Origin of the sequence: Deinococcus phoenicis, assembly GCF_000599865.1 — a bacterium.
Lineage (GTDB): Bacteria > Deinococcota > Deinococci > Deinococcales > Deinococcaceae > Deinococcus > Deinococcus phoenicis.
This window is the reverse complement of sequence record NZ_JHAC01000027.1, coordinates 1-24144: the sequence shown is the minus strand read 5'-3', so window position 1 is coordinate 24144 and position 24144 is coordinate 1. Positions and strand designations below refer to the sequence as shown.

22 protein-coding genes, 3 tRNA genes and 1 rRNA gene are annotated in these 24144 nt (G+C 69.4%); 10 read left to right on the top strand and 16 right to left on the bottom strand.

Annotation, left to right across the window (positions count from 1 at the left end; translation table 11 throughout):
* Positions 1 to 3 precede the first annotated feature (3 nt).
* From DEIPH_RS09095 to DEIPH_RS09075, 5 genes are all read right to left on the bottom strand, one after another.
* Entirely contained in the window at positions 4 to 1398 is a 1395-nt protein-coding gene (locus tag DEIPH_RS09095; protein ID WP_034357123.1) for a D-alanyl-D-alanine carboxypeptidase/D-alanyl-D-alanine-endopeptidase, read from the bottom strand.
* Between the two features lie 30 nt (positions 1399 to 1428).
* Positions 1429 to 2298: an SDR family oxidoreductase gene (locus DEIPH_RS09090; RefSeq protein WP_034357120.1), complete on the bottom strand. Its 870-nt coding sequence runs from the start codon at positions 2296 to 2298 to the stop codon at positions 1429 to 1431.
* A gap of 42 nt (positions 2299 to 2340) precedes the next feature.
* On the bottom strand, positions 2341 to 3084 hold the full coding sequence (locus DEIPH_RS09085; protein WP_034357117.1) for an enoyl-CoA hydratase-related protein: 744 nt from the start codon (positions 3082 to 3084) through the stop codon (positions 2341 to 2343).
* Positions 3085 to 3154: 70 nt separating this feature from the next.
* A complete protein-coding gene (pdxY, locus tag DEIPH_RS09080; protein ID WP_034357115.1) occupies positions 3155 to 4054 on the bottom strand; it encodes a pyridoxal kinase PdxY in 900 nt (299 codons plus the stop codon).
* Positions 4051 to 5628: a Ppx/GppA phosphatase family protein gene (locus tag DEIPH_RS09075; protein ID WP_034357112.1), complete on the bottom strand. Its 1578-nt coding sequence runs from the start codon at positions 5626 to 5628 to the stop codon at positions 4051 to 4053. Before DEIPH_RS09075 ends, pdxY begins: the two co-directional genes overlap by 4 nt.
* Before the next feature lie 110 nt (positions 5629 to 5738).
* Between DEIPH_RS09075 and DEIPH_RS18785 the strand changes: the two genes are divergently transcribed.
* Both DEIPH_RS18785 and DEIPH_RS09065 read left to right on the top strand, forming a co-directional pair.
* Positions 5739 to 6230: a MarR family winged helix-turn-helix transcriptional regulator gene (locus DEIPH_RS18785; protein WP_051517277.1), complete on the top strand. Its 492-nt coding sequence runs from the start codon at positions 5739 to 5741 to the stop codon at positions 6228 to 6230.
* On the top strand, positions 6227 to 7462 hold the full coding sequence (locus tag DEIPH_RS09065; protein WP_034357109.1) for a cytochrome P450: 1236 nt from the start codon (positions 6227 to 6229) through the stop codon (positions 7460 to 7462). The genes DEIPH_RS18785 and DEIPH_RS09065 overlap by 4 nt, the downstream gene beginning before the upstream one ends.
* A 197-nt stretch (positions 7463 to 7659) precedes the next feature.
* Here DEIPH_RS09065 and DEIPH_RS09060 read toward each other — a convergent pair whose 3' ends face one another.
* The 4 genes from DEIPH_RS09060 to DEIPH_RS09045 all read right to left on the bottom strand — a co-directional run bounded on the left by DEIPH_RS09060 (position 7660) and on the right by DEIPH_RS09045 (position 12744).
* Positions 7660 to 8664, bottom strand: a complete 1005-nt coding sequence (locus tag DEIPH_RS09060; RefSeq protein ID WP_034357106.1) for a GNAT family N-acetyltransferase — start codon at positions 8662 to 8664, stop codon at positions 7660 to 7662.
* 163 nt (positions 8665 to 8827) lie between these two features.
* Positions 8828 to 9775, bottom strand: a complete 948-nt coding sequence (locus tag DEIPH_RS09055; protein WP_034357103.1) for a ferritin-like domain-containing protein — start codon at positions 9773 to 9775, stop codon at positions 8828 to 8830.
* A 24-nt stretch (positions 9776 to 9799) separates the two neighbouring features.
* Positions 9800 to 10744, bottom strand: a complete 945-nt coding sequence (locus DEIPH_RS09050) for a ferritin-like domain-containing protein (protein WP_034357101.1) — start codon at positions 10742 to 10744, stop codon at positions 9800 to 9802.
* Positions 10745 to 11037: 293 nt separating this feature from the next.
* Complete coding sequence (locus DEIPH_RS09045) at positions 11038 to 12744, bottom strand: M3 family oligoendopeptidase (RefSeq protein WP_034357098.1); 1707 nt, start codon at positions 12742 to 12744, stop codon at positions 11038 to 11040.
* A gap of 79 nt (positions 12745 to 12823) precedes the next feature.
* On the opposite strand from DEIPH_RS09045, the gene DEIPH_RS09040 reads away from it, so the two are divergent.
* The 3 genes from DEIPH_RS09040 (at position 12824) to argR (ending at position 15729) form a co-directional block, all read left to right on the top strand.
* On the top strand, positions 12824 to 13942 hold the full coding sequence (locus DEIPH_RS09040) for a hypothetical protein (protein WP_051517276.1): 1119 nt from the start codon (positions 12824 to 12826) through the stop codon (positions 13940 to 13942).
* A gap of 34 nt (positions 13943 to 13976) precedes the next feature.
* Entirely contained in the window at positions 13977 to 15200 is a 1224-nt protein-coding gene (gene coaBC / locus DEIPH_RS09035) for a bifunctional phosphopantothenoylcysteine decarboxylase/phosphopantothenate--cysteine ligase CoaBC (RefSeq protein ID WP_034357095.1), read from the top strand.
* Between the two features lie 67 nt (positions 15201 to 15267).
* Positions 15268 to 15729, top strand: a complete 462-nt coding sequence (gene argR / locus DEIPH_RS09030; RefSeq protein WP_034357092.1) for an arginine repressor — start codon at positions 15268 to 15270, stop codon at positions 15727 to 15729.
* A 58-nt stretch (positions 15730 to 15787) separates the two neighbouring features.
* On the opposite strand, the gene DEIPH_RS09025 is transcribed toward argR, so the two are convergent.
* The 6 genes from DEIPH_RS09025 to mqnP form a co-directional block, all read right to left on the bottom strand.
* Positions 15788 to 17365, bottom strand: coding sequence for a sensor histidine kinase (locus DEIPH_RS09025; RefSeq protein ID WP_034357089.1), 1578 nt, complete (start codon positions 17363 to 17365; stop codon positions 15788 to 15790).
* Positions 17366 to 17560: 195 nt separating this feature from the next.
* Positions 17561 to 18238: a response regulator transcription factor gene (locus DEIPH_RS09020; RefSeq protein ID WP_010887388.1), complete on the bottom strand. Its 678-nt coding sequence runs from the start codon at positions 18236 to 18238 to the stop codon at positions 17561 to 17563.
* A 45-nt stretch (positions 18239 to 18283) separates the two neighbouring features.
* Positions 18284 to 18880, bottom strand: a complete 597-nt coding sequence (locus tag DEIPH_RS09015) for an adenylate/guanylate cyclase domain-containing protein (RefSeq protein WP_034357087.1) — start codon at positions 18878 to 18880, stop codon at positions 18284 to 18286.
* Positions 18881 to 18999: 119 nt separating this feature from the next.
* Positions 19000 to 19437, bottom strand: coding sequence for a hypothetical protein (locus DEIPH_RS09010; protein ID WP_034357083.1), 438 nt, complete (start codon positions 19435 to 19437; stop codon positions 19000 to 19002).
* Between the two features lie 53 nt (positions 19438 to 19490).
* Complete coding sequence (locus tag DEIPH_RS09005) at positions 19491 to 19832, bottom strand: hypothetical protein (RefSeq protein WP_407636507.1); 342 nt, start codon at positions 19830 to 19832, stop codon at positions 19491 to 19493.
* A complete protein-coding gene (mqnP, locus tag DEIPH_RS09000) occupies positions 19814 to 20698 on the bottom strand; it encodes a menaquinone biosynthesis prenyltransferase MqnP (RefSeq protein WP_034357080.1) in 885 nt (294 codons plus the stop codon). The genes DEIPH_RS09005 and mqnP overlap by 19 nt, the downstream gene beginning before the upstream one ends.
* 96 nt (positions 20699 to 20794) lie before the next feature.
* On the opposite strand from mqnP, the gene DEIPH_RS08995 reads away from it, so the two are divergent.
* The 5 genes from DEIPH_RS08995 (at position 20795) to DEIPH_RS19805 (ending at position 23993) form a co-directional block, all read left to right on the top strand.
* Positions 20795 to 20871, top strand: a tRNA-Pro gene (locus DEIPH_RS08995).
* 26 nt (positions 20872 to 20897) lie between these two features.
* A tRNA-Gly gene (locus DEIPH_RS08990) sits at positions 20898 to 20971 on the top strand.
* 32 nt (positions 20972 to 21003) lie between these two features.
* Positions 21004 to 21080: transfer RNA gene (locus DEIPH_RS08985), tRNA-Arg, on the top strand.
* Positions 21081 to 21663: 583 nt separating this feature from the next.
* Positions 21664 to 23028 (top strand): hypothetical protein, encoded by a 1365-nt coding sequence (locus DEIPH_RS08980; protein WP_152544876.1) that lies wholly within the window; start codon positions 21664 to 21666, stop codon positions 23026 to 23028.
* A gap of 731 nt (positions 23029 to 23759) precedes the next feature.
* On the top strand, positions 23760 to 23993 hold the full coding sequence (locus DEIPH_RS19805) for a hypothetical protein (RefSeq protein ID WP_152544875.1): 234 nt from the start codon (positions 23760 to 23762) through the stop codon (positions 23991 to 23993).
* A 95-nt stretch (positions 23994 to 24088) separates the two neighbouring features.
* On the opposite strand, the gene DEIPH_RS08975 is transcribed toward DEIPH_RS19805, so the two are convergent.
* Positions 24089 to 24144, bottom strand: a 16S ribosomal RNA gene (locus tag DEIPH_RS08975); the annotation flags it as partial.

The window sequence follows — 24144 nt, the reverse complement described above, 5'->3', positions numbered from 1 at the left end:
GCCTCAGTGTGCCGCCGCCACGGCCCGCACCACCTCATCCTGCACGGCCCGCAAGGTGAGGATGGGGCTGTCCTCGGGGCCGTTCATCAACAGGGCAAAGGCGAGGGTGTGGCCGCTCCTCCCCGTCACGTACCCGGCGAGGCTGCTCACGCCGGGCAGGGTGCCCGTCTTGGCCCGCACGTCCAGCCCGCTGTCCCGCAACCGCAGGGCCAGGGTGCCGCCGCGCCCGTCGTGCGCGGGGACGTTCTCCCCGGTGCCGGCCTGGGGCAGCGCCTCGGCAAAGGCGTTGCGGCGCTCGCGGTAGGTGCGGTCCGGCGGCTCGGCCCGGGGCTGGCCGGTGGGAGAGGGCAGGTCGTGCATGACGGTCAGGAGCTGCACCAGCGCCCGCGCCGTCAGCCGGTTCTCGCGGCTCAGGCCGCTGCCGTCCGCGAGCCGCACGCCGGTCAGGTCCACGCTCAGGCGGCGCAGCACGGCGCGCTCGCGGCCCAGGGCCGCCTCCAGGGTGCCGCTCCCGGCGGGCCGCACCGCCAGCGTGGCGAGCAGTTCCTCGGCGCGCAGGTTGTCGCTGGGCCGCAGGGTCGCGGCCAGCACCCCGGCGGGCGAGGCGCTGCGGACCGAGGCTGCGCCCTGCTCGGGGCGGCGCTCGACCGGGACCAGGGGATCGGGCGGGAGGGTCCGGCCCTGATCGTCTGTGCGGGGGGGCGGGACGTAGGGGCGGAAGGCTGGGGCCGCAGCGACCGTGTCCGAAAGCACCCGCACCCCGGCCCGGCCCAGTTCGCGGCTCAGGGCGGCACCCACCCGGGCGCGGGCCGTGGCCGCCGAGGGGGGCGGGGCGTCATGCCACTCCGCCAGGCGCACGGCCGTCATGGGCACACCCAGGGGCAGGTCGCGCCAGGTGCGCGCGTCCAGCCCGCTCTCGTCCACCCGGAGCGCGCCGACCTCGCGCACGCCCCGGGCATAGACCTGTTTTGCCAGGGCGCGCAGGCTGTTGGGGCCGTCCGCGACCGTCAGGGTGGGGTCGGCGTTCCCGCGCAGGGTCAGGTGCGAGACGCGCGGGCGGCCCACCTCGGCGGCGGGAACGGTCAGTTCGGTACTCCACCAGCCGTCCGCGCCGCCCCGGTCGACCAGCACCGACGCCGCCGTGACCAGCTTCAGGGTGCTGGCCGGAATCAGGGAGAGGTCCGCCCCGCGCGCCTCCAGCAGCTTTCCGGTCGTCAGGTCACGCACCAGCAGGCCTGCCCGCACATTCTGTGGCAGCCCCGCCAGTGCCCGCCGCACCCCCGCATCCAGGCCGGGGTCAGGCCGGAGCGTGACCGCCGCTCCCGCAGCGGGAGCCTGCGCCGCCGACCCCGGCCAGAGGGTCAGGCAGGCGAGGCAGAAGGTCAGGACGCGGCGCATCCGTGCAGGATACCGGGCGCGGGGGCCGCCTCAGCGCCCGGCCTGCTGCTCCTGGCCCCCGGCCTGCTGCATCCGCAGATACATCTGGTACTGCGGCGCGCCGCCCAGCATGTTCTGGCCCCCGTCCACCGGCAGGATCACGCCCGTCACGTAGCTGGCGGCGTCCGATACCAGAAAGAGCGCGGCGTTGGCGATGTCCTGAGGCACCCCGAAGCGGCCCAGCGGCACGGTGCCGATGAACTGCTGGCGGCTGCGCTCGTCGGGCGCCAGGCGGGCCATGCCCTCGGTGCCGTCGATGGGACCGGGGATGATCGCGTTCACACGCACCCCGCGCAACCCCCACTCCACCGCCAGCGTCTGCGTCAGGGCGTCCACGCCCGCCTTCGCCGCCACCACGTGCGCCTGCATCGGCACCGGCACCCCGTAGGCGCTGATGCTCAGGATGTTGCCGCCCGGCGTTTTCAGGTGCGGCGCACACGCCTTGATGGTGTTGTAGGTCCCCAGCAGGTCGATATCCACGACCGTCTTGAAGCCGTTGGGCGAAATGCCGTCCACCGGGGCCGGGAAGTTCCCCGCCGCCCCCGCCAGCACGATGTCGAACGGCCCGAACGCGTCCACCCCCGCCTGCGCGGTGGCCTGGAGGGCGGCGAAGTCGCGCACGTCGGCAGAAACGCCGAGGGCGCGGCCTCCGGCTTCTTCAATACCCCGCGCGGCGTTCTGCGCCTTTTCCAGATTGCGGCCCAGGATGGTCACGGCGCAGCCGTGCGCGGCGAAACTCCGCGCAATGCCGAGGTTGATGCCGCTGCCGCCCCCGGTGATCAGCGCGTGCTTGCCGCGCAGCAGGTCGGGGCGGAAAGTGTTCTCCGGGTCGGGGGTGGCGGGGTCATGGGGGTGGGTCATGGGGCTTCTCCTTCGGAAGGGTGTGGGGTGCAGGGCGTGGGGTCAGGCTTTTTTCAGAGGGCCGCTCAGTCCCTCCGCCGTCATGTGCCGCGCGTTCCACGCCACCGCAGCGGCGAGGCTCTCGGCGTGGGGCAGGCCGCTTTCGAGAATGCGCTTGGTGCCTTCCACGGCTTTCGGCGGCAGCGCGGCGAGTTGGGCCGCAAGAGCGTCGGCGCGGCTATACAGAGCATCTGCGTCCGCGTGGACCTCGGTCACCAGGCCCCAGCGTTCGGCTGCCTGCGCGTCGATGGGGTCGCCAGTCAGGGCGAGCTGGGCCGTCCTCCCCCTGCCGATCAGCCCCGGTAGGCGCTGCAACCCGCCCAGGTCCGCCGTGATGCCCAGTTTCACTTCCGGCAGGCTGAAGCGCGCGCCCGCGCTGCACAGCCGCAGGTCGCAGGCCGAGGCCAGTTCCAGCCCCGCGCCGATGCACCAGCCGTCCACCGCCGCGATGACGGGAATGGGCAGCGCGGCGAGGCCCTCGATGGCCGCGTGCATCTCGTCCACCACCGCAGCAAACTTCGCGGCATCCCCCAGCGCGGGGGCGATCACGGGCGCGGTCGCCTTCAGGTCCAGCCCGGTGCTGAAGGCCCGCTCGCCGCGCACGATCAGCGCGCGGGCGTCCCCCAGTTCGGAGAGGGCCAGCGCCACCTCGCGCCAGGTTGCCGGGCCGAAGGCACCCTTGGGGTGGGTGAAGGTCAGGGTCGCCACCTCGCCCGTGCGGGAGAGGCGCAGGCTTTCATAGGTCATGGGAGAAGTGTACCCGGTTCAAAAAGAGGGTGGGGCTTCCCGGCTGGAGGGCCTGCCGCCCGTCTCCGGCTCAGGCCACCCGTTCCGCCTCAAACAGCCGCGTGGGCCGCGCGTACTCGTCCTGCGCCGCCACCAGCTGAATCTCGCGGGTGTCCAGGCGGTGGGTCAGGTCGAGCAGGGCGTACAGCGCACTCATGCTGAGGCTGAGGGCCTTCCCGGCGTCCCGCGTTTGCAGGAAATGGCCCAGGAACAGCGCCGCGATCGCGTCGCCGGTGCCGTTGCGCGGCGGGTCGAGCGGCAGCAGGGGTGTGCGGCACAGCCACGCGCCGTCCTCGGTCACGGCCAGCGTCTCGATCATGCCTGCGGGCGCGTCCTCCCGCACCAGGCTGGTCACCACCACGATGCGGGGGCCATCCCCGCGCAGGGTCGCGCGCAGGGTCCGGGCGGCGGCCAGGGCGTCGGGCAGGGTCCTGACGCTGTGCCCGGTCAGCAGTTCCAGCTCGAACTGGTTGGGCGTGACGATATCGGCCTCGGGGACCGCCTGCGCGCGGATCAGGTCCGGCAGTTCGGGGCGCACGAACACGCCGCGGCCCACGTCGCCCATCACCGGGTCGCAGCAGTACAGCGCGCCCGCGTTGGCGGCCCGCACGCGGCGTACGGCCTCCACGACGGCGCTCACCGTCCCCTCCGACCCCATGTAGCCGCTCAGGACGGCGGCGCACTCCGGCAGCACGCCGCGCGCCTCAATACCGCTCAGCAGGTCCGCGACCAGTTCGGGCGGGAACACCATGCCGGTCCACGCGCCGTAGCCGGTGTGGTTGGAAAACTGGACGGTGTTGATGGGCCACACCTCGAAGCCCAGGCGTTGCAGCGGAAACACGGCGGCGGCGTTCCCGACATGCCCGTAACTCACCCACGACTGGATGCTCAGGATGTTCTGCGGAAGGGCAGGCGAAGAGGAAGGGGTCATGCGCCGAGCATAGCCTCCTCCCCGGGCTGTTCCGCCTTCAGGGTGAGGGGGCCGAACTCGCGTGCCCACAGGTCCGCCTTGTCGCGCGCCCCGGCCAGGTCGAGCGGGTTCGCGCCGCTCAGGGCGAGGGTCCAGCCGGACGGGCTGCGGGTGAGGGCCAGCAGCCGCACCTGTCCCGCGTGCGAGCGGTCCAGCCCGTCCGCCACGCGCAACACGGCGGCCAGCCGCGCGACCAACGTCCGGTCGGGGGTGCTCAGGGCCGCGTACTCCGGGTGCGAGAGCTTGGGGCCGCTCTTGCGGTGGTAGCGTGCCAGTTGCGCCACCAGCTCGATCTCACGCGGCGAGAACCCGCGCAGCCCCGCGTGCCGGATCAGGTACGCGCCGTGTTTGTGGTGACTGCTCTGCGCCACGATCTGCCCGACCTCGTGCAGCCCGGCGGCGGCGGTCAGCAGGCTGCGGGCCTCGGGCGCGGAGGCTTCCCCGGCTTCCTCCAGCCGGGTGAGGAGGTCGCGGGCCAGCGCCGTGACGTGCCGGGCGTGCGCCAGATTTGCGCCGAAGCGTTCGGCCGCCCCCAGCACGCTGCGCTGCCGCGCACTCAGGCCCGCCGCATACGCCGCGTGCCGCCCGAGTTCCTCGATCAGCATGCCCTCACGCAGCGCCCCCTCACTGACGGTCGCCCGCGTGGCCCCCAGCGTCTCCAGCGCGGCGTGCAGCACGGCCAGCCCGGCCACGACCGTATCCGCACGCCGCTCCAGGCCGGGCAGGCGGGTACGGCGGGCGGCGCTCAGGCTGCGGGTCCGTTCCAGCAGCGCGCCGAGGTCGGCGGTGGTGAGGCTCAGGCCGTTCACACTGCCCGGCACGCTGTCCCCCTGGGCGGCGATCAGGGCGGCGGCGGCCTCGGCCGTGCCGCTCGACAGGACCACATGTGTACCGGGCTGCACCCGGAAGCGCGCGGCGTGTGGGGCCAGGGCCGCGCGCACGGCGTCCTGCACGGCCCGCACCTCGGCCTTCGTGGGGGGGTCGTGGTGCAGATGGGCGCGGGTCATGCGAATCGCGCCCAGCGGCACGCTCAGCACGTCCTGCGCCTGCTCGGGGCCTCCCCGCGCCAGTTCCAGGCTGCCGCCGCCCAGGTCGAGCAGCAGGTTGTCCGGCCCGAAATCCACGCTGTGCGCCGCGCCCAGGTACGTGAGCTGGCCCTCGCGCTCCCCGCTGATGATGACCGGGTAGATGCCCGTGCGTTCGCGGATGCGGGCCGCGACCGCCTCGCCGTTGGGCGCTTCCCGCAGGGCGCTGGTCGCATAGACCTGCACGTCCGGCACACCCGCCGCCGCGCCCAGCGCCTGAAAGTGCGTCAGGGCCGCCGCCAGCCGCTCCTCGCCCTCCGGCGTGAGATTTCCGGCGGCGTCCAGGCACTCGCCCAGCCGGGTGCGGTCCTTCAGCGCGTCCAGCACCCGGTAACCGCCCACCTCGGCCCGCCCCTCTCCGGCTGGGGCGCTTTGCGCCGCCGGGTTCAGCGCCTCCGCGATCAGGAGGTGGCTGGAATTGGTCCCTACATCCGCGACGGCAACCCTCATGGGCCGCAGGGTAGCGGGTTCCGGGCGGGGGGCAGGCCGGGTGAGCTGGACCTTGACCCTTTTGGTTGCAAACTGCAATTACTCATCGAATGGCGCGGCATACTGCCCGCGTGACCGAGGCTCCTTCCTCCCCGACTCTCCCGGCGGGACAGCCCCCAGCGGCGGAACTGACGTTCCTGACGGCGCTGTGGGCCGCCTGGCAGGCGCTGACCACGCGGGGTGAGGCCGAGCTGCGCGCCCGGCACGACCTGGACCTGCGCGCCTTCATCGCCCTGGCCTACGTGCAGGGCGGTGCGGACCAGCCCGCCCAGCTCGCGCGTGAACTCGGCGTGCCGCGCTACGAGGTCAGCCGGGTGCTGCACGCCCTCGAAGCGCGGGGCGCGGTGACCCGGACCTCGGCGCAGGCCGACGCCCGCCGCGTCACCGTGACCGTCACCCCGCAGGGAGCGGCGCTGTGGGCGCAGGCGCTGGACACCGTGCGGGCGGTCACCGGCCCCCCGCTCGCCGCGCTCGGTCCCCGGGCGGACGCCCTCACACACGGCCTGCACGCGCTGGCACAACTTACCCGCTCCCTCCCCCTTCCCGAACAGGAGTCAGAATGACCACTTCCCCCTCTGGTGCCCCCCGTTGCCCCTTTCACCCCGCCGACACCTCGCTGACCCGTCGCCCCGGGAGCGCCTCGCAGACCGGGCAGGCCGTCGAGGTGGACGCGCGGGGCATCTACCGCATCCACGACTTTCAGGCGGCGCGCGAGGTTTTGCGCTCGGAAGGCGTGCGGCAGGCGGGCTTCATGTCCGAGATGGCGCGGGGCGTGAGGGGGCTGGACAACGCGCCCGTGCTGTTCGAGGAGGGCGAGAAGCACCACGAGATGCGCCGCTCGACCGCCCGCTACTTCACGCCCACCCAGGTCGCGGACTACCAGCCCATGATCGCGGCCCTGGCCGACGAGTTGATCGCCGAACTCGCGCGCAAGGGCGAGCTGAACCTCGACGACCTCAGCCTGCGGCTGGCCGTGAACGTGGCCGCGCAGGTGGTGGGCCTGACCAGCAGCCGCCTGCCGGGCCTCGAACACCGCGTCATCTCCTTCGTGGAGGGCGGCGGCGACAGCGAACCGGGCAGCCACCAGCCCAAAAAGGGGCGGCTGGCGGCTGCCCGGCAGCAGGCGCAGATGGCCCTCTTCTATTTTCTGGACGTGAAGCCCGCCATCGAGGCCCGCCGCAAGGAACGCCGCGACGACCTGATCAGCCACCTGCTCGACCGCGAGTACAACGACGTGGAGATCATGACCGAGTGCCTGACCTACGGTACGGCGGGCATGGTAACCACCCGCGAGTTCATCAGCGTGGCGGCCTGGCACCTGCTCAAAAATCCGGGACTGCGTGCCGACTACGTCCACGGCACCGAAAAGGAACGCCACGCCATCCTGCACGAGATCCTGCGGCTGGAGCCGGTCGTGACCATGCTCTACCGCCGCGCCGAGCAGGCGCTGACGGTGGAGGGCCACACCATCCCCGCAGGCAGCCTGCTGGCCCTGAACGTGCAGGAAGCCAACGTGGACCCGGCGGTGGCGGGCCAGGACCCGGAACAGCTGTGCCCGGGCCGCAAGCTGCCGCGTGGCGTGCAGGGGCAGGTGCTGGCCTTCGGTGACGGCCACCACCGCTGCCCCGGCGCGTTCCTGGCGATCAAGGAGTCGGACGTATTCCTGCGAAGATTGCTGCTGTGGCAGGACCTGGAAATCGTGCAGGAGCCGGAAGTGGGCTACAACGAGGTCGTGAAGGGCTACGAGCTGCGCGGCTTCCGGGTGCGGCTGGGAAGGGGACAGACGGCGGGCTGAGGCCACAGGACCGCAGCGAGGGGCCAGGGAGAGAACGTCCCTGGCCCCTCCGGTGTTGCTCGCCTGCGCGGTCATACCGACTTGCTCTGATTCCAGAACACCTGGACAAAACACCAGATGTTCTTCCATCGCCGCAAGCCGGTATTTTCTTATTCTCGCTCCGCTCGGGTTCGTCTTCGACTCACCTTAAGTTCGTATCAGCCCAGCCGCAGCTGCCACTCGGTGAAGCTTGCCCAGGGTGCAAAACCCAGCGCCACATTGATCCCCAGCATGGCGGCATTCTCGTTCGCATTGTTGGTGCGGACGAAATGGGCGCCGGGGCAGTGGGCCTGGACGTGGCGCAGCATCGCAGCCTTCAGCCACTTGCCGAGGCCCTGGCCGCGTGCCGCCGGGCGGACGGCGGTCCCGCCCTGATAGACCAGGGAGGCGCGCTCGGGACTCCAGAAAACCTCGGTGTACCCGGCCAGCTCACCCGTGCGGGTGTCCTCGGCGGCCATCAGGAAGCGCACTTCCCCGGACTCCGCGATCATGCCCTCCCAGGCGCGGATCATCTCGGGGGTGACGGTCCAGTCGTCCACCTCCAGGTCGCCGCGTGGGGCGGTGTTCATCACCATGATCATGTCGGCGGTGCGGGTCAGGAAGGTCTCCGGCACGCGCTCCCAGATATGCAGGCGGTAGGGTTCGCCGTCCGGCCGGGTGGTCCAGGCGTCCAGCAGGGGGTCCGGCACGGCGCTCAGGTCGAGCTGACTCTGGCGCATGGGCAGGGCGGGTTCCGCGCCCAGGGTATGGGCAAACGCCTCCCCGGCGGGGGCCTTGCTGGTGGTGCCGAAGGTCACGACCCGGCGGCCCTGCTGCCGCGCCGTTCCCTCCAGCACCCGGGCCAGTTCACGGCCCAGCCCCCGGCGGCGATGGTCGGGGTGAACAAACAGCCGGGCGTGCGCGGCGTGCAGATTCTGGCTGAGGTGGTACTCCAGACTTCCCCAGCCCAGCGCCCGGGTTCCGTCCCACACGGCAAACTGCCGGACGGCCTCGCCGGGCGTGACGTGCGTGAGGCTGAGGGCTTCGCGCTCGGGGAGCATCGGGGGGTCCTGCGGGTAGGCGAAGGTGTGGCAGGCGGTCAGCAGGTGGCCGACCGCGAGCCGCGTTTCGGGCGACGCGGCCAACGGGTCGAAGGGAGAAACGGTCAGGTCGCGCGTCGTCATACGAGCAGTGTGCGCGGGCCAGGGCAGGGACACATGGGCCGAATGGCGGAGCCGGCCAGCCGCCACCCGGCCTACCTTCACGCGGCCCGCCTTCGCCCACGCAGAACAACGCGCCGGGGAACAGGGACCGGGCGAGGCCCCCATTCCCCAGGTGCAGTGCGTCTTACTTGATCAGCCCATTGACGCCGTTGGGGAAGAAGCCGCCCCGCGAGGCACCCGGCGCGAGGTACACGATGTTCAGCACCTGACGCGGCAGGCGGCTATAGGCCACCGCGTTCGGGTCGGTCAGCACGATGTTCGAGTTGCCGGGGCGCAGAATCGGCTCGGTGATGCCCTGGTCGCGGTCGCCCGGCCCGTCGGCCAGGTCGCGGAAGTCGCTGATGGCCTTGGTCACGGCGGCGACGGTCAGGCCTGCGGCCACTTCCTCGTTCCGGCGCTCGTACAGCATGCTGCGAATGGCCCCGGCGTGGTAGCCCTCCACCGCCAGGATGCCGGCCGCCTGCTCCAGCACACCGCCGGGCCGGTCGTCGTTGATCAGGGGGGAAGCGCCCTTGTAGGCACTGACGCCCACATCCTCGAAGATGTAGGCCCCGTGCAGGAAGAACAGGTCGTTCAGGAACGGGTTGAAGCCCTGAATCTTGCCGCCGCTGGCCGCGCTGGCCGCCGTCACAAAGGAACCGCTGAGGTCCAGGACGGGCCGCTCGATCGGTGTGCCCCCCAGCGCCTGAATGGTGGTAATCAGGAACTTGACGTGCGCGATCTCGTCGGTGGCGAGTTCGTTCGCGAAGTCGCGCACGTCGCCGGACTGGAACGGCACGGCCTGGAGACCGCCGGGCAGGCGAATCTCGGCGTTGCCGCCCACGCCCTGCAACTCGGCCAGGCGGCCCGTCGCGGCGAGGTAGAAGGCGGCTTCCAGGTACTCCAGGTTCAGCGCGAAATTCAGGACGGCGGCGTCCACACCGGGCGCGGGCAGGTTCGCCAGGCTGGACAGGTTCAGCAGGCCGGGCGCGCAGGAGGTGACGGCGGCGCCCACGCCGAGCAACCCGAGGGCGCGCAGCACCTGGCGGCGCAGGTTGGGGGTGGGGAACGTTTCTGTTGCGACTTGGGTCATGACCAGCCTCCGGGAAAGAACGCTTTACCTGATCTTGCCGTTCACGCCGCTCGGGAAAAACCCGCCGGCCGCCGCTTCCGCCTTCTGGTACACGATGTTCAGCACCTCGCGCGGCGTGCGGCTGAAGGCCACGCCGTTCGCGTCGGCGGGCACGATGTTCGACTCGCCGGGGCGCGGGCTGTCCGTGATGCCCTGGTCCTTGTCGCCGGGGCCGTCGAGCTGGTCGCGCAGGTCGCTGATGGCCCTGGACATCGCCGCGACCGTGAACCCGGGGGCCGCTTCCTGATCACGGCGCTTGTAGAGCTGAAAACGGGTGGACCCCATGTGGTAGCCCTCGACGGCCAGGATACCGGCGGCCTGTTCCAGCACGCCGCCGGGCTTGCGGTCGCGGATCAGGGGAGACGCGCCCTTGTAAGCGGTCACGCCCACGTCCTCCAGCGTGTGGCTGGCGAGCAGGAACGAGATGTCGTCGCGGTAAGGGTTGAAGTCCGTGACCTTGCCGCCACTGGCCGCCGCCACCGCCGCCATGAAGGCCGGGCCGATGCTGAGGGCCGGGCGCGGAATGGGCAGACCGCCAAGCGCCTTGACCGTGGCGATCAGGAACCGGACGTGGGCCAGTTCATTGCTGGCCAGCTCGTTGGCAAAGTCCCGGATCACGTCCGACTGAAAGGCCATCGGGGCCGTACCCGTCACCCCCTCAGGAAACTGGATCGGCGCGTCACCCCCGATGCCCTGCAACTCGGTCAGGCGTCCGGTGGCCGCCAGATAGAAGGCGGCTTCCAGGTACTCCAGATTCAGGGCGAAATTCAGGATGTCGGCGTCCAGGTTGGGCTTGTCCTGGCGGGGGGTGAAGCTGGGCGCGCAGGCCGTCAGGGCGACGCCCGCTCCGGCCAGGCCGGCGCCCCGCAGAAATTGACGCCGGGTGCTGCTGACAGGAGAGGGGTCCGGGACTTGTTGCGGTGCGTTCATGCCGTCCTCCAAGTGCGTGGGCCTGCTGGGCGGGAAAAAAGGGAGGTGGGCCGCCACCGGGGAAACCCGGCCTGCAGCGCTGCGCGGTGCCTGCGTTCAGGCTATGGACCGTGTTGCAGAACCTCCCCACGCTATCCACCGGCGGGAAGGCGTGAGTGACAGGCGCATAAACTCAGCATTCACGCCCCGGGGGAGCAGGAAAAAATCCACGCCCTTCGCCCGGCTTCGGACGACCGGGCAGCAACGACAAGCGGGCCGGCACATCTCCGACCCGCTTCCCGGACAGGCGCGCCTTACCCCAGCTGTTCCTTCAGGAAGGCCATCAGGCCCCGGATATGCTCGCGGTCGAAGCGGAACTCCACCCCGGCGGCGCGGTACAGCTCGGGCACAGGCACGGTGCTGCCCAGGCGTAGGCTGGCCTTGTAGTTCGAGAGGGCCTGCGCGGGGTTCTGGCGCGCTTCCCGCCAGATGCCGACGGCGGCGAGGTAACACATCGCGTACTCGATGTAATAGAAGGGCGCGCGGAAGACGTGATAGTACTGCCAGCCCTTGGCCCGCACGTTCTCGTCCAGGCCGTCCCAGTTCACGAAGGGGTGGAAGGTCCGGTCGAGTTCCAGCCACTTGGCGTCGAGGTCGGCGATGCCCGGGTTCTCCCCGGCCTCGGCGTAGAGCCAGTGCTGGAAGGCGTCCATCTGCGCGGCCCAGGGCAGGAAGGCCACCACGCCCTGAAGCTGCTTCTCGCGGTAGCGGGCCAGTTCTTCCCCACTGAAGACGTGCCCCAGGTGGTCGAGCGTGAGGAACTCCATCGCCATGGAGGGAATCTCCACGAACTCGATGGGACTCCAGCGGTTCCAGACCAGCGGCTGCGCGTCGCCGCTGTAAAAGCCGTGGAAGGCGTGCCCGACCTCATGGAACAGCACCCGCACGTCTTCGGAAGTGCCCACCACGTTCATCAGCACGAAGGGTTCGTTCTGGACCGGGAAATACTGGCAGTAGGCGTGCGTCATCTTGCCGGGCCGCGATTCGAGGTCGAGCAGGCCGTCCCGCATCGAGCGGAAGCGCCCGGCCAGGTCCGCGTCCAGCCCCGCGAAGGCCGCCGACGCCAGGTCTTCGAGCTGCATGCCCGTCGTGAAAGGCTTCAGCGCCTCGCGGCCCTCCGGGTCCAGGAGGTTGTTGCGGTTGTAGTCCCAGGGGCGCACCGCGTCCAGGCCCAGCTGCCCGGCCAGGTCGCCCATGATTCCGGCGGCCAGCGGCACCACCTCACCCTGCACCGCCTCGTGAAAGGCGCGGCAGTCCTCCGGCGTGTAGTCCACGCGGTCCAGCCGCCGCCACATGAAGTCGCGGAAGCCGGGCAGGTCGGCATTCCAGGCGAGCTGCTGGCGGGTCCGGATCAGCTCCAGCATCAGCGCGTCGAGCTGGGGCGCAACGCCCTGGTTGCTCGCGGCCAGCGCCCGCCAGGCCTCCTCGCGCACGGCCCGGTCGGGGCTGTCCATCCGCTGCCTGGCCTGGGGGACGGTCAGTTCTTCGCCGCCCAGGCTGACCTTCTGATTCCCGGTGAGGACGCCGTGCCGGTTCATCTGCGCCTCGTGGGTCACGCCCAGGTCCACGTTCGCCTCGCGGAACAGCGCGGCGGCGTCGCGGAAACGGCGGTAATTCAGGGCGAAGTCGGGCGCGGGGACGTAACCGGGCACCGCCAGCAGTTTCTCAGTCAGGGCCTGCCCCGCCCGCTGGGCCTGCGGCGACACCTCCTCCAGAAACCGCGCGTAGCGGGCCTGAATCGACTCGTCGTCCGTGTGGAGGTCCGCGTGGGTGGCGAGTTTGCTCCCGGCCTGCATCACGTCGGCGTCCAGCGCGCTCCACTCGGCCAGCCAGGCGGGCACGCCTGACGCCGTCAGCTCGGCGGCCTGGAGCTGCGCGTAGCGGGGCGCGAACGTCTCCCAGCGGGTCTGGTCCTCGGGGACGCTCAGGACGCGCTCGACAGCCTTCAGGGTGGAGGTCATGGCCCGAGTCTAACGCCCGTTAGGTCAGTGCGGCGTAGGCTGAATGGCGCAGCCGGGCACGCGCCGGGTACGCTGGTGTATGCGACGCGCCCTGGCCCTGCTGTGCCTCGCCTCCGGACTGGCCCTGGCGGGTGGCGGCGGCCCGGCCCCGACGGAACTGCCCCCGCCCCCCGTCACGGGCCGGGCCGAATTGACCGCGCTGGCGGTGGACGCGTCCGGGACGCCCGTCCTCGCCTGGACGGCCCAGGGCACGGAGGGGAATCGCCGGCTGCACGCCGCCCGCCTCGCCGCAGGCGCCTGGACGCCCCTCGGCGGCGTGCTGAACGAGGGCCGGAGCTTCAATGCCGCGCAGCTCACGGCCCGCAACGGCGCGGGGGGGCAGGTGTGGCTGGGCTGGGCCGAGGACAGCGGCCAGGCCCACGTGGACTCGTACCTGATGAGCGGCTGGGACGGACAGGCGTGGAGCGACCCGGCCCACTACGCGGTGCGGCGCAACCTCAGCGACGCGGGGCGCTCGCGGGCCTTCGCCGTGTTGCCGGACGGTACGCCGACCCTGGCCTGGACCGACCTGGGGGTGCGCGGCGCGTATGCCGGAGTGGTGCGGCCGCTGGCGTGGCAGGCAGGCACCTGGGTGCCGCAGCCTCTCCTGAGCGACCCGGCCCGCGCCGCCTTCTCCCCCGACCTCGCGCTGAACCGCGCCGGGCGGCGGACGGTGGCCTTTCTGGAGGGCGACTTCGCCACGATGAACGTGCGGGTGCGGCAGGAAGACCCGTCCGGGCACTGGACCACGCTCGGCGGCCCCCTCAACCGCCACCCCGGCTCCTTTACCGCCGCGCCCCGGCTGGCGCTCGCGGCTGACGGCTCACCCGTCGTCACCTGGATCGAGGAGGAGCCTGCGGGCCACGACCGCGTGAATGTCAGCCGCTGGACAGGTACGCGCTGGCAGCCCCTCGGCGGTCCCGTCAGCCGGCCGGGCGTCAGTGCCGAAGCGCCCGTGCTGGCCCTCAGCCGTGCCGGGCACCCGGTGCTTGCCTGGCTGGAAACCGGACACCTGCGCGCGGCCCGCTGGACCGGGACAGACTGGGTGCTGCTGCCCCTGCCCGCCACCCATGACGCCAGCGGCCCCAGCCTCAGCCCGGACGGCAGGTATCTGGCCGTCAGCGACGGGGGACGGGTGCGGGTGTGGCGGCTGCCGTAAACCTTCCCGGCCCCCGGACCCTTAGACTTCCCCCGTGAACAGGTCCGCCCAGCCCGCCTCACCGTCCATCCTCGTCATCGTGGGGGGCAGCATGGCCGCCGTGAAAGCTCCCTCGGTGCTGCGGCGGCTGCGCGAGCGGGGGGCGCAGGTGCGCGTGATCGCCACGCGGGCCGCGCTGGCCTTTATCACCGAACTCAGCCTGGCCACCGCTGCGGACGGACAGGTGGCCACCGACGCGACCTGGTTCGGGGCCAGACCCGACGCGCAACATCTGACGCTGGCCCGGGCGGACGCCGTGGTGATCGTGGGCGCATCGGCGGACCTGCTGGCCCGCGCCGCGCAGGGCCGCGCGGACGACCTGGCGGCGGCGACCCTGCTCAGCGTGGAGGGGCCGGTGCTGTGGGTCCCCGCCATGAACGAGCGGATGTGGCGGCACCCGGCGGTGCAGGCGAACGTCGAGCGGCTGCGCGGCTGGGGCCACGCCTTCCTGGGGCCGGAAGTGGGCGCGTTCGGCACCCATGGCGAGGGGACCGGCCTGGGCCGCATGGCCGAGCCGGAGGCCATCGCGGCGGCCACCCTCGCGCAGCTGACCCCTCCCCCACCCCGCGACCTGGCGGGCGTGAAGGTGGTCGTCTCCGCCGGGCCGACGCGCGAGTACCTCGACCCCGTGCGCTTTATCAGCAACCCCTCCAGCGGCAAGATGGGCTTCGCGGTGGCCGAGGAGGCGCGCGACCGGGGCGCGGCCGTGACCCTGGTGACGGGTCCGGTGACCCTCCCCGACCCGGCGGGCGTGCAGGTGGTCCGCATCGAGACGGCGCTGGAACTGCGGGACGCGGTGCTGGCGGCGGCGCGGGAGGCCGAGCTGGTCGTGATGACGGCGGCGGTCGCGGACTACCGCGCCGCCCAGCGCGCGGGTGAGAAGCAGGCCAAGGTGGCGGGCGACGTGACGATTCACCTCACGCCCAATCCGGACATTCTGGCGGAACTGGGCCAGCACAAGGGCCAGCGGGTGCTGGTCGGCTTCGCGATGGAGACGCACGCGGGCGTGGAGCGCGCGGCCCTCAAGGCGCGGCGCAAGAACGCCGACTTCATCCTGCTGAACTACCCCACGCGCGAGGGCACGGCCTTTGGCGGCGACGACAACGAGGTCACGCTGGTGCGCCCCGACGGCACCTCCCAGGCCTGGCCGCGCCTCAGCAAACGCGAGGTGGCCCGCAGGCTGCTGGACGAGGCGGTGCGGCTGAGGACTAAGGGCTGAGGGGCTGAGGGCTGAAAGCTGTCCCAACGCATTGAATTATTCAGTGAATATTCATAGCATCTGAGGAATGCTCAGCAAGGACCAGCGTCAGAAGCGCATTCAGGACATCATCGCCCGCGAGAGCGTCTCCACCCAGGCCGAACTCGTCGAGCGGCTGCGCGCGGAAGGCGTGCAGGTCACGCAGGCGACCGTCAGCCGCGACATCAACGAATTGCGGCTGGTGCGGCTGCCCATCGGCAAGGGCCGCCACCGTTACGCCCTGGCGCAGGTTGCCGGACACGAGGGCGTGGAGGAGGAACTGGGCCGCCTCTTCCAGAACTTCGTGCGCGACGTGGACCGGGGCGAGAACGTCCTGGTGGTCCGCACCGCCGACGGCCACGCGACGGGGGTCGCGCTGCTGCTCGACCGCCTGCGCCGCGACGACATCGTGGGCACCATCGCGGGCGAGGACACCATCTTCGTGGTCGCCCGCACCACCGCCGAGGGCGAGGCGCTGATGGAGGAACTGCACGCGCTGATGCTGGGGTGAGGGGGGGTGCAGGCTCCGGCTCAAGCGCCTGCACCCCGGACCCTCCAGCACATCACCCCTACGGCACGTCCTCGTCGTCCAGATCGGGAATATTCCCCACCGGAAGCTGCACATAGGCGGTGGTGCCCCGGCCGACTTCGCTTTCCAGCCAGATGCGCCCGCCGTGGGCGTCCACGATGCCCTTGGCGATGCTGAGGCCCAGGCCCGCGCCCCCCTGGTCGCGGCTGCGGCTGTCCTCGACCCGGTAGAAGCGGTCGAAAAGCCGCGCGAGGTGTTCGGGTGGGATGCCGGGGCCGTCGTCCTGCACCATCAGGCGCACCTCCTGCCCGCCCTCCTCCGGCTGGCTGCCGAGGGTGATGTGCCTTGATCCGGCCTTCAGCGCGTTGCCGACCAGATTGATGATGACCTGCTTGAGCCGGTCGGGGTCGCCCTCGAAGGCCACGTCCGCCCCCTGCGCCGCGAGTTCGGTCCCCTGGGCCTGGGCGAGCGGCATCAGTTCGCGGGCGATCTCGGCCAGGAAGAGGCGCGACAGGATGGGCTGGCGGGTCAGGTTCAGCGCGCCGCTGTCCGAGCGGGCGAGTTGCAGCAGGTTGGCGATCAGGTTGGTGAGCCGTTCGGACTCGCTGCGGATGATGTTGAGGCTCTCGCGCTGCTGCCCGCTGGGGTCGGTGCGGCGCAGCAGGTAGCTGGCGTGCCCACTGATCGCCGTGACGGGCGTCCGCAGTTCGTGGCTGGCGTCGCTGGTAAAGCGCCGCTGCGCCTCGAAGCTGGCCTCCAGGCGGCCCAGCATGGCATTCAGGGCGTGCGCGAGGGCCTGAACCTCGTCGCCGGTCCGGGGTTCGGGCACCCGCTCGCCCAGGTTCTGGCCCCCGATGCCCTCGGCGGCCTTCTGCACCTGCCGCAGGGGCCGCAGCGCCTGACCCGCGAGCAGATAAGCGCCTGCCCCGGCCAGGATCAGGCCCAGCAGGAACAGCAGCCCGATCACCCGCTGCAACTGGGTGAGGGTGTCCGCCAGCGGTTCGAGGCTGCGCCCCACGTAGGTCATGGCAAAGGACGGGCGGGCCACCCCCAGCACCGCCGAATTCAGCTGCACCGGCCCCAGCTTCACCAGCACCCGGTACGGCGTCATCTCGCTGCTGTAGGGGTCCTTCACGTCGCGCTTCACGATGATCTGTCCCTCGGGCGAGGTGATCAGCCGCGTGAGCTCCTCGTCACTGAGCCGCAAGGGCTGGTTGCGGGCCAGGCCGATATTCAGGCGGGTGGTGTCGCCCAGGACGCGCAGCAGCTTGAACAATTGTTCGCGGGCCTCGGGACCGGACGCTTCTTCCAGCGCCACCGCGAGCGCCTGGGCATCGTCGAAAAAAGCCAGCTCCTCGATCTGGATGGCGTCGTCGGGAAACAGGTAACGGGCGCGGGGCAGCAGACCCGCCTCGTCGCGCTCCATCGCCGTGCTGGGGTCGTTCAGCGCCAACTGGCTGACGATCTCCGTGAAACGGCGGTAGGTGTCCTGCAAGTCGCGGTCCAGGCCGCTGATCAGGCTCCCGCGCATGATGACCAGCACGGCCACCGCTACCACCGTCAGCAGCACCGCCAGCAGCGCCGTATAGAACAGCGTGAGCCGCCCACGCAGCGTCATGGGCGGCTCCGGGGCCGGACCGGGCCAGGTCCGTCAGGCAAGTCCTGGGCAGTCCGGCTGGAAGGAGAAGGAAAAAGGACGGCTTGCAGAACCGAGCCGACCTCCGGCGCTTTCCCTGGGGCTGACGAAAGGGCCGGCATCCTCATCACACCCGGCAGTCTACCGCCCGCCCTCTCCGGGGCACAGTCCGGCGCTTCACTCCTCGCGCAGCACGTAGCCCACGCCGCGCACAGTGTGGATCAGGCGGCGCTCCCCGCCCTCCTCCAGCTTGCGGCGCAGGTAACCGATATACACGTCCACCACGTTGCTGCCCCCGGTGTACTCGGGCCAGACCTTTTCCTCGATCTCGAAGCGCGAGAAGACCTTGCCGGGGTTGCGCGCCAGCAGTTCCAGCAACTCGAACTCCTTGGCCGACAGTTCCACGCGGCGGCCCCCCCGGAAAATCTCGCGCCCGTCGAGGTTCATCACCAGATCGGCCACCCGCACCTCGCCGGTGACGGCCGGATTCACGCGGCGCAGGTGGGCGCGCACGCGGGCCAGCAGTTCCTCGATGGAAAAGGGCTTGATCAGGTAGTCGTCGGCGCCCGAGTCCAGCCCCTCCACCTTGTCCTGAATGCCGTCCTTGGCCGTCAGGATGATGATCGGGGTGTTGCTGGTCTTGCGGATGCGCCGGGCGACCTCCAGGCCGTCCAGCACCGGCAGCATCAGGTCGAGAATCACCAGATCGGGATTGACTTCGCGGAATTTGCTGAGGCCGGTCACGCCGTCGAAGGCCACCTCGGTGGCGTACCCCTCGGCGGCCAGTTCGAGTTCTATAAAGCGGGCAATGTCTTTTTCATCCTCGATAACGAGGACCAGAGGCTTGCGTTCCATACGGCCAGTCTATTGACCGTTCTCATGAGAAGACCCCCCCGCCGCTTAACCGGTTTTCATGCCGTCGGCGCCGGGCGTCTGCGGCAACGTCACGGTGTAGGCGCGCGACTCCGGCCCGAAGCCCCGCAGCGGCGGCAAAAGGCGGGCCACGGGCATCCCGGCGGGGCAGGACTGCTGGGCTACCCCCTCACACACCAGCGTCTCACCTGGGGCAGCGGCGTCGCACAGCCGCCGGGCATAGTTCACCGGCAGCCCATAGGCGCTGAGCTGGCCGCCCACCATCCCGGTGATGACCGGCCCGACCGCCACCCCGGCGCGCACCTGAAGCTGAACGCCCAGGACCCCGGCCAGCCCCAGCCGCGCGGCCCGTTCATGGGTCTCCAGGGCAGCCCGCACGCCCTGCCCACTCCGGGGAGCCGGCCACAACGCCAGCACCGCGTCCCCCTGGTGCTGAAGCACCTGCCCCCCCCGCGCTTCGAAGCTCAGGATCAGGACCTGCACGAATTCGGCCATCAACGCCGCGTAGTTCTCCAGCGGCAGGCGGTGGGCCAGCAGCGTACTGCCGACCAGATCCGCCATGACCAGGCACGCCGACTGATGTTCGCTGGCACGTGCGGGCAGGGGGAGAAGGAGTTCGGCCATGGGGAGGATGCCTTAATCATGACCGAACAGACGTTTTAAGTAAAGTCCCATCAAGTTCACATCAGGCCGGCAGCCGGCGCGAAGATGCGGCTTGCGGTGGCCGTACAGTCCCGGGCGCCTCAGATCAGGAAGCCGTGCAGGGGCGGCAGAGTCCGGAACGCCACCCACTCGCCCACCTGGATCGCGGGGAGCGGCCCGAAGGCGGCCAGGACCAGCGGGAGCCGCGCCCGCACCACCCAGACTTGAGGCCCCGCCGACAGCACCTCGCCCACCCCTTCCACGCTCGACACCCCCAGGACAGTCAGTGTCTCCCGCGCCGCGCCCCCCTCTTCCGGGGTCAGGCGGCGCGTTTCCGCGAGGTCGAGGATGCCGTGAACGACCACGCGTGCCGGACCCGGACGGCCCAGATAAGGCCCCAGCCGGTCGAACAGGTACAGCACCCGGCCCGCCGTCGCGAACTCCAGCAGGGGACTGCCTTCCCGCTGGGGATAGAGCTGCCCCTGGGCCGCGAACGCGGCATACCTCGACGCGAATTCCGTCTCGGAACTCTCCAGCATCAGGGCTTCCTCATCGGGGTTTCGGTCCCTTCACGGCGCGCATCCGCGTGATTCTAGCGTTCACCGGCTTCCCCGGCACCCGCCTCCAGCCAGGCCAGGGAAGGCCGGGGCTGTCCCGCCGCGTCCAGCACGGCGTCCGCGCGTTCCAGGGCGAAGGTTCCCTCCACCTCCCGCAGCACGTGAATCAGGACCAGCCCGGCCAGGCGCTCCAGCACCGCCCACGGCACGGTGCCCGGCGGCTGCGCGTCGCGTGCCCGGCGCAGCAGCGTCAGCGCCCGCTGCTCGTCACCCTCCATGAAGACCTGGGCGGCCCCCTCCGGCACCAGCGCCCTCAGGTCCGCCCCGCTCAGGCCCGGCTCACTCAGGCCCAACTCGCTCAGGTCAGGGTCCGCCACGCCACGTCCAGCACCACACCCGCCAGCATGGTCAGGGCCAGCCACATGTTCGCGTCGAAAAAGGCCACGTTCACCCGCGCCAGGTCGTCCGGATTCACGATGCGGTGTTCATACAGCAGGATGGCCCCCATCGCCAGCGCGGCGAGGTAGTACCAGAAGCTGGCCCCCGCCGCTGCGCCCACCGCAACCAGCAGCAGGAAGGTAAGGGCGTGGCTGGCGGCGGCGATCCTCAGGGCGCGCGGAATGCCGAACCGCGCGGGAATGCTCCTGATCCCGTTCGCAAGGTCGAAGCGGTAGTCCATCGTCGCGTAGATCACGTCCAGACCGATCATCCAGAAGAGCACGACCGCCCACAGCAACCAGGCCGGGGGGGCAAAGTGACCCGTCACGGCGATCCAGCCCCCGGCCGCCGCCGCACCGTCGGTCACGCCCAGCCAGGCGTGGCACAGCCAGGTGAAGCGCTTGGTGTAGGGATAGCCGATCAGGAACACCATCGCCAGCGGCATCAGCGCCAGGCACAGGGGATTGAGTTGCGCCGCCGCAAAAGCCATCACGATCAGGCTGATCCCGACCAGCACCCAGGTCTGCGCCGGACTGACCTTGCCGCTGGGCACTTCCCGGCCCGCCGTGCGGGGGTTACGCGCATCGATGAAGCGGTCGATCACGCGGTTTGCCCCCATGGCCGCAGTCCGGGCAGCCGCCATCGCCAGAGTGACCCAGAGCAGCGTGTGCGCGCCAGGCCAGCCTGTCCCGTTCACCTGCATGCTCGCCAGCAGCATGCCCGCATAGGCGAAGGGCAGTGCGAACACCGTGTGCTCAAACTTCACCAGATCCAGATACGTTTTCACCCGCGCCGCAGCACTCACAATGCCGCAGGATACGCCTGCTGCCCCAGAGGGGCGGGGACCAAATGCACACACCTATGCGCCGCTCTGCTATCATGCTCCCCGCGCGGACGTGTACGAGGCGTAGCGCAGGCCGGTAGCGCACTTGGTTTGGGACCAAGGGGTCGCTGGTTCGAATCCAGTCGCCTCGACCATATGGGCCACAGTTCGCGCAGAGCACGCGGGATTGGTGTAGTGGTAGCACAGCAGCCTTCCAAGCTTCTGGCCTCGGTTCGAATCCGTGATCCCGCTCCAGTCGGCCCCCCTCTTGGGGGCCACCTTGCTATGCACCCTTAGCTCAGCTGGATAGAGCAACCGCCTTCTAAGCGGTCGGTCAATGGTTCGAGTCCATTAGGGTGCGCCACCTTCAGTACGAGAAATCCCCCACCTCTTCCAGGGTGGGGGTGTGCTTTATAGCGGAGTGGTGCAGAGGAGAGGCGCGAAGGTTATGCCCCTCCTCGACCACCTCCGCACAGCCCACGCCAGTACGGACACCGCAACCACCAGTGTGCCCAGTTCTTGGTATGCCCAGCCGCCCGGCAGCAGTAAACCAGCAGGCGGCGGCCGGGGAACATTCGAGCATGGGGTGAGGGCACACGACAAAGCGCCCCACCACACCAGATGACAAGTGTTAGGATCACCCCCCCATCACCAAAAGTCTGTGTAAGGACTTTGTGAGTTTTTATTCAGCACGATACGAACACAGGTTAAATTCCTCATTTTGATCTGGTTGCGACGCAATGACATCTGATCCGTATCCGGGCAACTGGATCAGGTAGAGCGAGTGGTGCGCCCACCGCAAACTCCACCCTTGGCTTCCGCCATTCCCAGTTGTCCCGGATGCATGTCGCGTCTGGCCAGGAGTTTCTATGCGCCGCACCACTACCGGTCTCGTTTTGACGTTCCTCGCCCTCTTTGTCGCGAGCTGCGGCAGCTCTACCACCCCTGTGATAGGGAGCACGCCCCTGGTCAAGTTTGACCTGGCGGCCCTCGGGGACTTCCAGGCCCTGGGACTCACCAGCGACGCACCTGCCAGACATTTCAACGTGCAGGTGCGCGACAGCAAGAGCCAGCTGATTGCCTTCAACGGGACAACCTTCGATCCTACCGGCACGGGAGCGAAGACGCTGACCCTGAACAGCGCGAACGCCTTCCGCCGTACCCTGCTCCTCCCCGCAGGCACCTACACCTTCGAGAACGCGGTCAAGGACGACGCGACGGACAGCACGCTGCTGGCCTACGGCCCGGCCAGCGAGAACAGCGCAGCCATCTCCGGCGACGGCGCCGTCGTGCGTCTGAAGTACCACGCGGTGTTCGACAAGGCCAGCAGCACCCTGGACTTCAGTACGAACATGGCCAGGTTGTTCACGAACAGCACCTTCAACCTCAGCCTGTCGCTGAAGACCAGCCCCGTCAGTGGGACGAGCGCGACGGTGCCCACGACGGACATCGGTGCCGTGACCTACACGCTGGGCAACGCCACTGACGGTGTCCTGAACAACGCAGGAAGCAAAATCGGGGTGAATGTGACCGCGCGCGGCACCGACACCGACTCGACGCTGAACGTGACGGCCAGCTTCGACGCCTGGATTCGGAATGCCGGCACCGATACGGCCACCTACGGTCCCACGAGCGTGGACTTCGCCAAGGCCATCGAGACCAACGCCATGGTCGCCGACACCGTCAGTCCGGCCCTGACGTTCAGCCCAGTGGGTGCGGCCTACGTCAATTCGGGTGCGACCCTTTCAGGAACTGCTACCGACGATGTGCAGATGGGCGAGATTCGCGTGTATGACGACGCGAAACTGGTGGCCAGCAACGTAGCCGCAGATGGCGTGACGGCCATCACCACCAACGCGAATGGCAACTGGGGGACCCGCTGGACTCCAGCGACCCAGACCAGCCACGACCTCACTGTCGTCGCCGACAGCAGCGGCAATGAAACACGTGCCGTGCAGACCGTGAGCGTGGACTCCACTCCCCCCTTCACACTGACCTCGGCCACCGGTGAGGTGCATTTCAACCTGACCAACGGTGTTCTACGGACGTTCAAAGTGATTGTGCCGAACAACTCTTCTTTATTCTTCGCGTTGTTTAACCCTGGGGGCTGCACGTCTGCTTGCTCTCCCCAGGGGCCGAAGCAGTTCACCAGTACAATGGTCAACGCGCAGGGACAATCGGTCGCCTTGCAGTTCACGACGTACAACGGCAATGGGTACGATTACACCTCTACCATGCCTGCTGGAGAGTACTTCGTGACCGTAACCCCGACGGCCGATACCACCGTTTCCCTCTACGGCTACATCCGCTGAATCTGGTGCCTTCCACCATCTGAGTCATGCAAAAAGGCCCCCGCCAGCCCCAGCCGACGCTGAGGAGGGCGAGGGCTAAAGTTTGGCGCGGGTTGTCTGAGGGTAAGAGTCTGGGCCGTCGCCAGACTTGGCCGCTCCCCCACATCTTCATGGCGGAAAAGGTGCATTCAGTGATCCCAGTGAGGCAGTAGATGCTCTGGGTAGCCCGAGAGGGATAGATCAGGAGCGACCGGGACGCGCACTCTATGGGAGAGCGCCGCCACCGCCTGTATCCAGCTTCCGTACACCTAGACCCGCTCGAAACTCCGCTGAGAGCCACGCCGAGCACGAGCAGATTGGGTTCTTTTGAGCCGAGCGCCAGTTCGTCCGACCAGCACAGAGACCGGCGCCCTGCTTTTCTACGTCCCAGTCGACTTCTCAACCTGTCAGGTCCTGCGGCGGCAGATGCATAACCATGGGGAAGAACGCTTCTCCCTGGGTGACTTCTGAGCGGTCGATCAAAGGTTAGAGGCGCACAGGAGGCGCCACAGAAAACCCCGCCCAGGTTTGATGGGCAGGTCCCCTGAACCTCCTGTCCCTAACGCGCTATCGTCTCCACCTGATCAAAAGCAGGAGGGGACACATGTTGAGTTATGGTTTTCTCCATCCTCAATTGAGCTACTCATTATTACGGTCTCGCAGGCAGAGGTCTGACAGTATGCTGTTTCTCTATCCCAGTCAAGGAGGTTGCCATGACACGTGACGAGCAGAATGGCCAGAAGCAGCACAATCCCGGAGGAGATCTACAGCCCGACGGAACGGACCTGACCCGGGCAGAAGCAGAGCGTCTGAATGCTCTCCCGGGACAAGGCGCGCGCCAGGTCCCTGGTGCAGAACCTTCCGATGAGTACGTTGAAGAACACGTGGAAGGCGTGGGCGAACAGGGGCCTGACTTGCTTGACCCGACCTCTTCAGGTCAAGGCTAAGGCAGGAACAGGCCAGATAAGGAAGGCAAAGGAAAACGCCCCTAACCAATGGTTAGGGGCGTGCTCGCATCGCTGATGTGTGACGTGACCTATAGAAAGGAGGTGATCCAACCGCACCTTCCGGTACAGTTACCTTGTTACGACTTCACCC

Coding starts and splice junctions, on each gene's coding strand:
- DEIPH_RS09050 (WP_034357101.1), bottom strand. CDS start 10,744: ATGAACGCACCGCAACAAGTCCCGGACCCCTCTCCTGTCAGCAGCACC.
- DEIPH_RS09020 (WP_010887388.1), bottom strand. CDS start 18,238: ATGGAACGCAAGCCTCTGGTCCTCGTTATCGAGGATGAAAAAGACATT.
- DEIPH_RS09010 (WP_034357083.1), bottom strand. CDS start 19,437: ATGCTGGAGAGTTCCGAGACGGAATTCGCGTCGAGGTATGCCGCGTTC.
- DEIPH_RS09060 (WP_034357106.1), bottom strand. CDS start 8,664: ATGACGACGCGCGACCTGACCGTTTCTCCCTTCGACCCGTTGGCCGCG.
- DEIPH_RS09015 (WP_034357087.1), bottom strand. CDS start 18,880: ATGGCCGAACTCCTTCTCCCCCTGCCCGCACGTGCCAGCGAACATCAG.
- DEIPH_RS09085 (WP_034357117.1), bottom strand. CDS start 3,084: ATGACCTATGAAAGCCTGCGCCTCTCCCGCACGGGCGAGGTGGCGACC.
- DEIPH_RS09025 (WP_034357089.1), bottom strand. CDS start 17,365: ATGACGCTGCGTGGGCGGCTCACGCTGTTCTATACGGCGCTGCTGGCG.
- pdxY (WP_034357115.1), bottom strand. CDS start 4,054: ATGACCCCTTCCTCTTCGCCTGCCCTTCCGCAGAACATCCTGAGCATC.
- DEIPH_RS09040 (WP_051517276.1), top strand. CDS start 12,824: ATGCGACGCGCCCTGGCCCTGCTGTGCCTCGCCTCCGGACTGGCCCTG.
- DEIPH_RS09065 (WP_034357109.1), top strand. CDS start 6,227: ATGACCACTTCCCCCTCTGGTGCCCCCCGTTGCCCCTTTCACCCCGCC.
- DEIPH_RS09055 (WP_034357103.1), bottom strand. CDS start 9,775: ATGACCCAAGTCGCAACAGAAACGTTCCCCACCCCCAACCTGCGCCGC.
- DEIPH_RS09090 (WP_034357120.1), bottom strand. CDS start 2,298: ATGACCCACCCCCATGACCCCGCCACCCCCGACCCGGAGAACACTTTC.
- DEIPH_RS09095 (WP_034357123.1), bottom strand. CDS start 1,398: ATGCGCCGCGTCCTGACCTTCTGCCTCGCCTGCCTGACCCTCTGGCCG.
- DEIPH_RS09045 (WP_034357098.1), bottom strand. CDS start 12,744: ATGACCTCCACCCTGAAGGCTGTCGAGCGCGTCCTGAGCGTCCCCGAG.
- argR (WP_034357092.1), top strand. CDS start 15,268: ATGCTCAGCAAGGACCAGCGTCAGAAGCGCATTCAGGACATCATCGCC.
- DEIPH_RS09075 (WP_034357112.1), bottom strand. CDS start 5,628: ATGAGGGTTGCCGTCGCGGATGTAGGGACCAATTCCAGCCACCTCCTG.
- DEIPH_RS19805 (WP_152544875.1), top strand. CDS start 23,760: ATGACACGTGACGAGCAGAATGGCCAGAAGCAGCACAATCCCGGAGGA.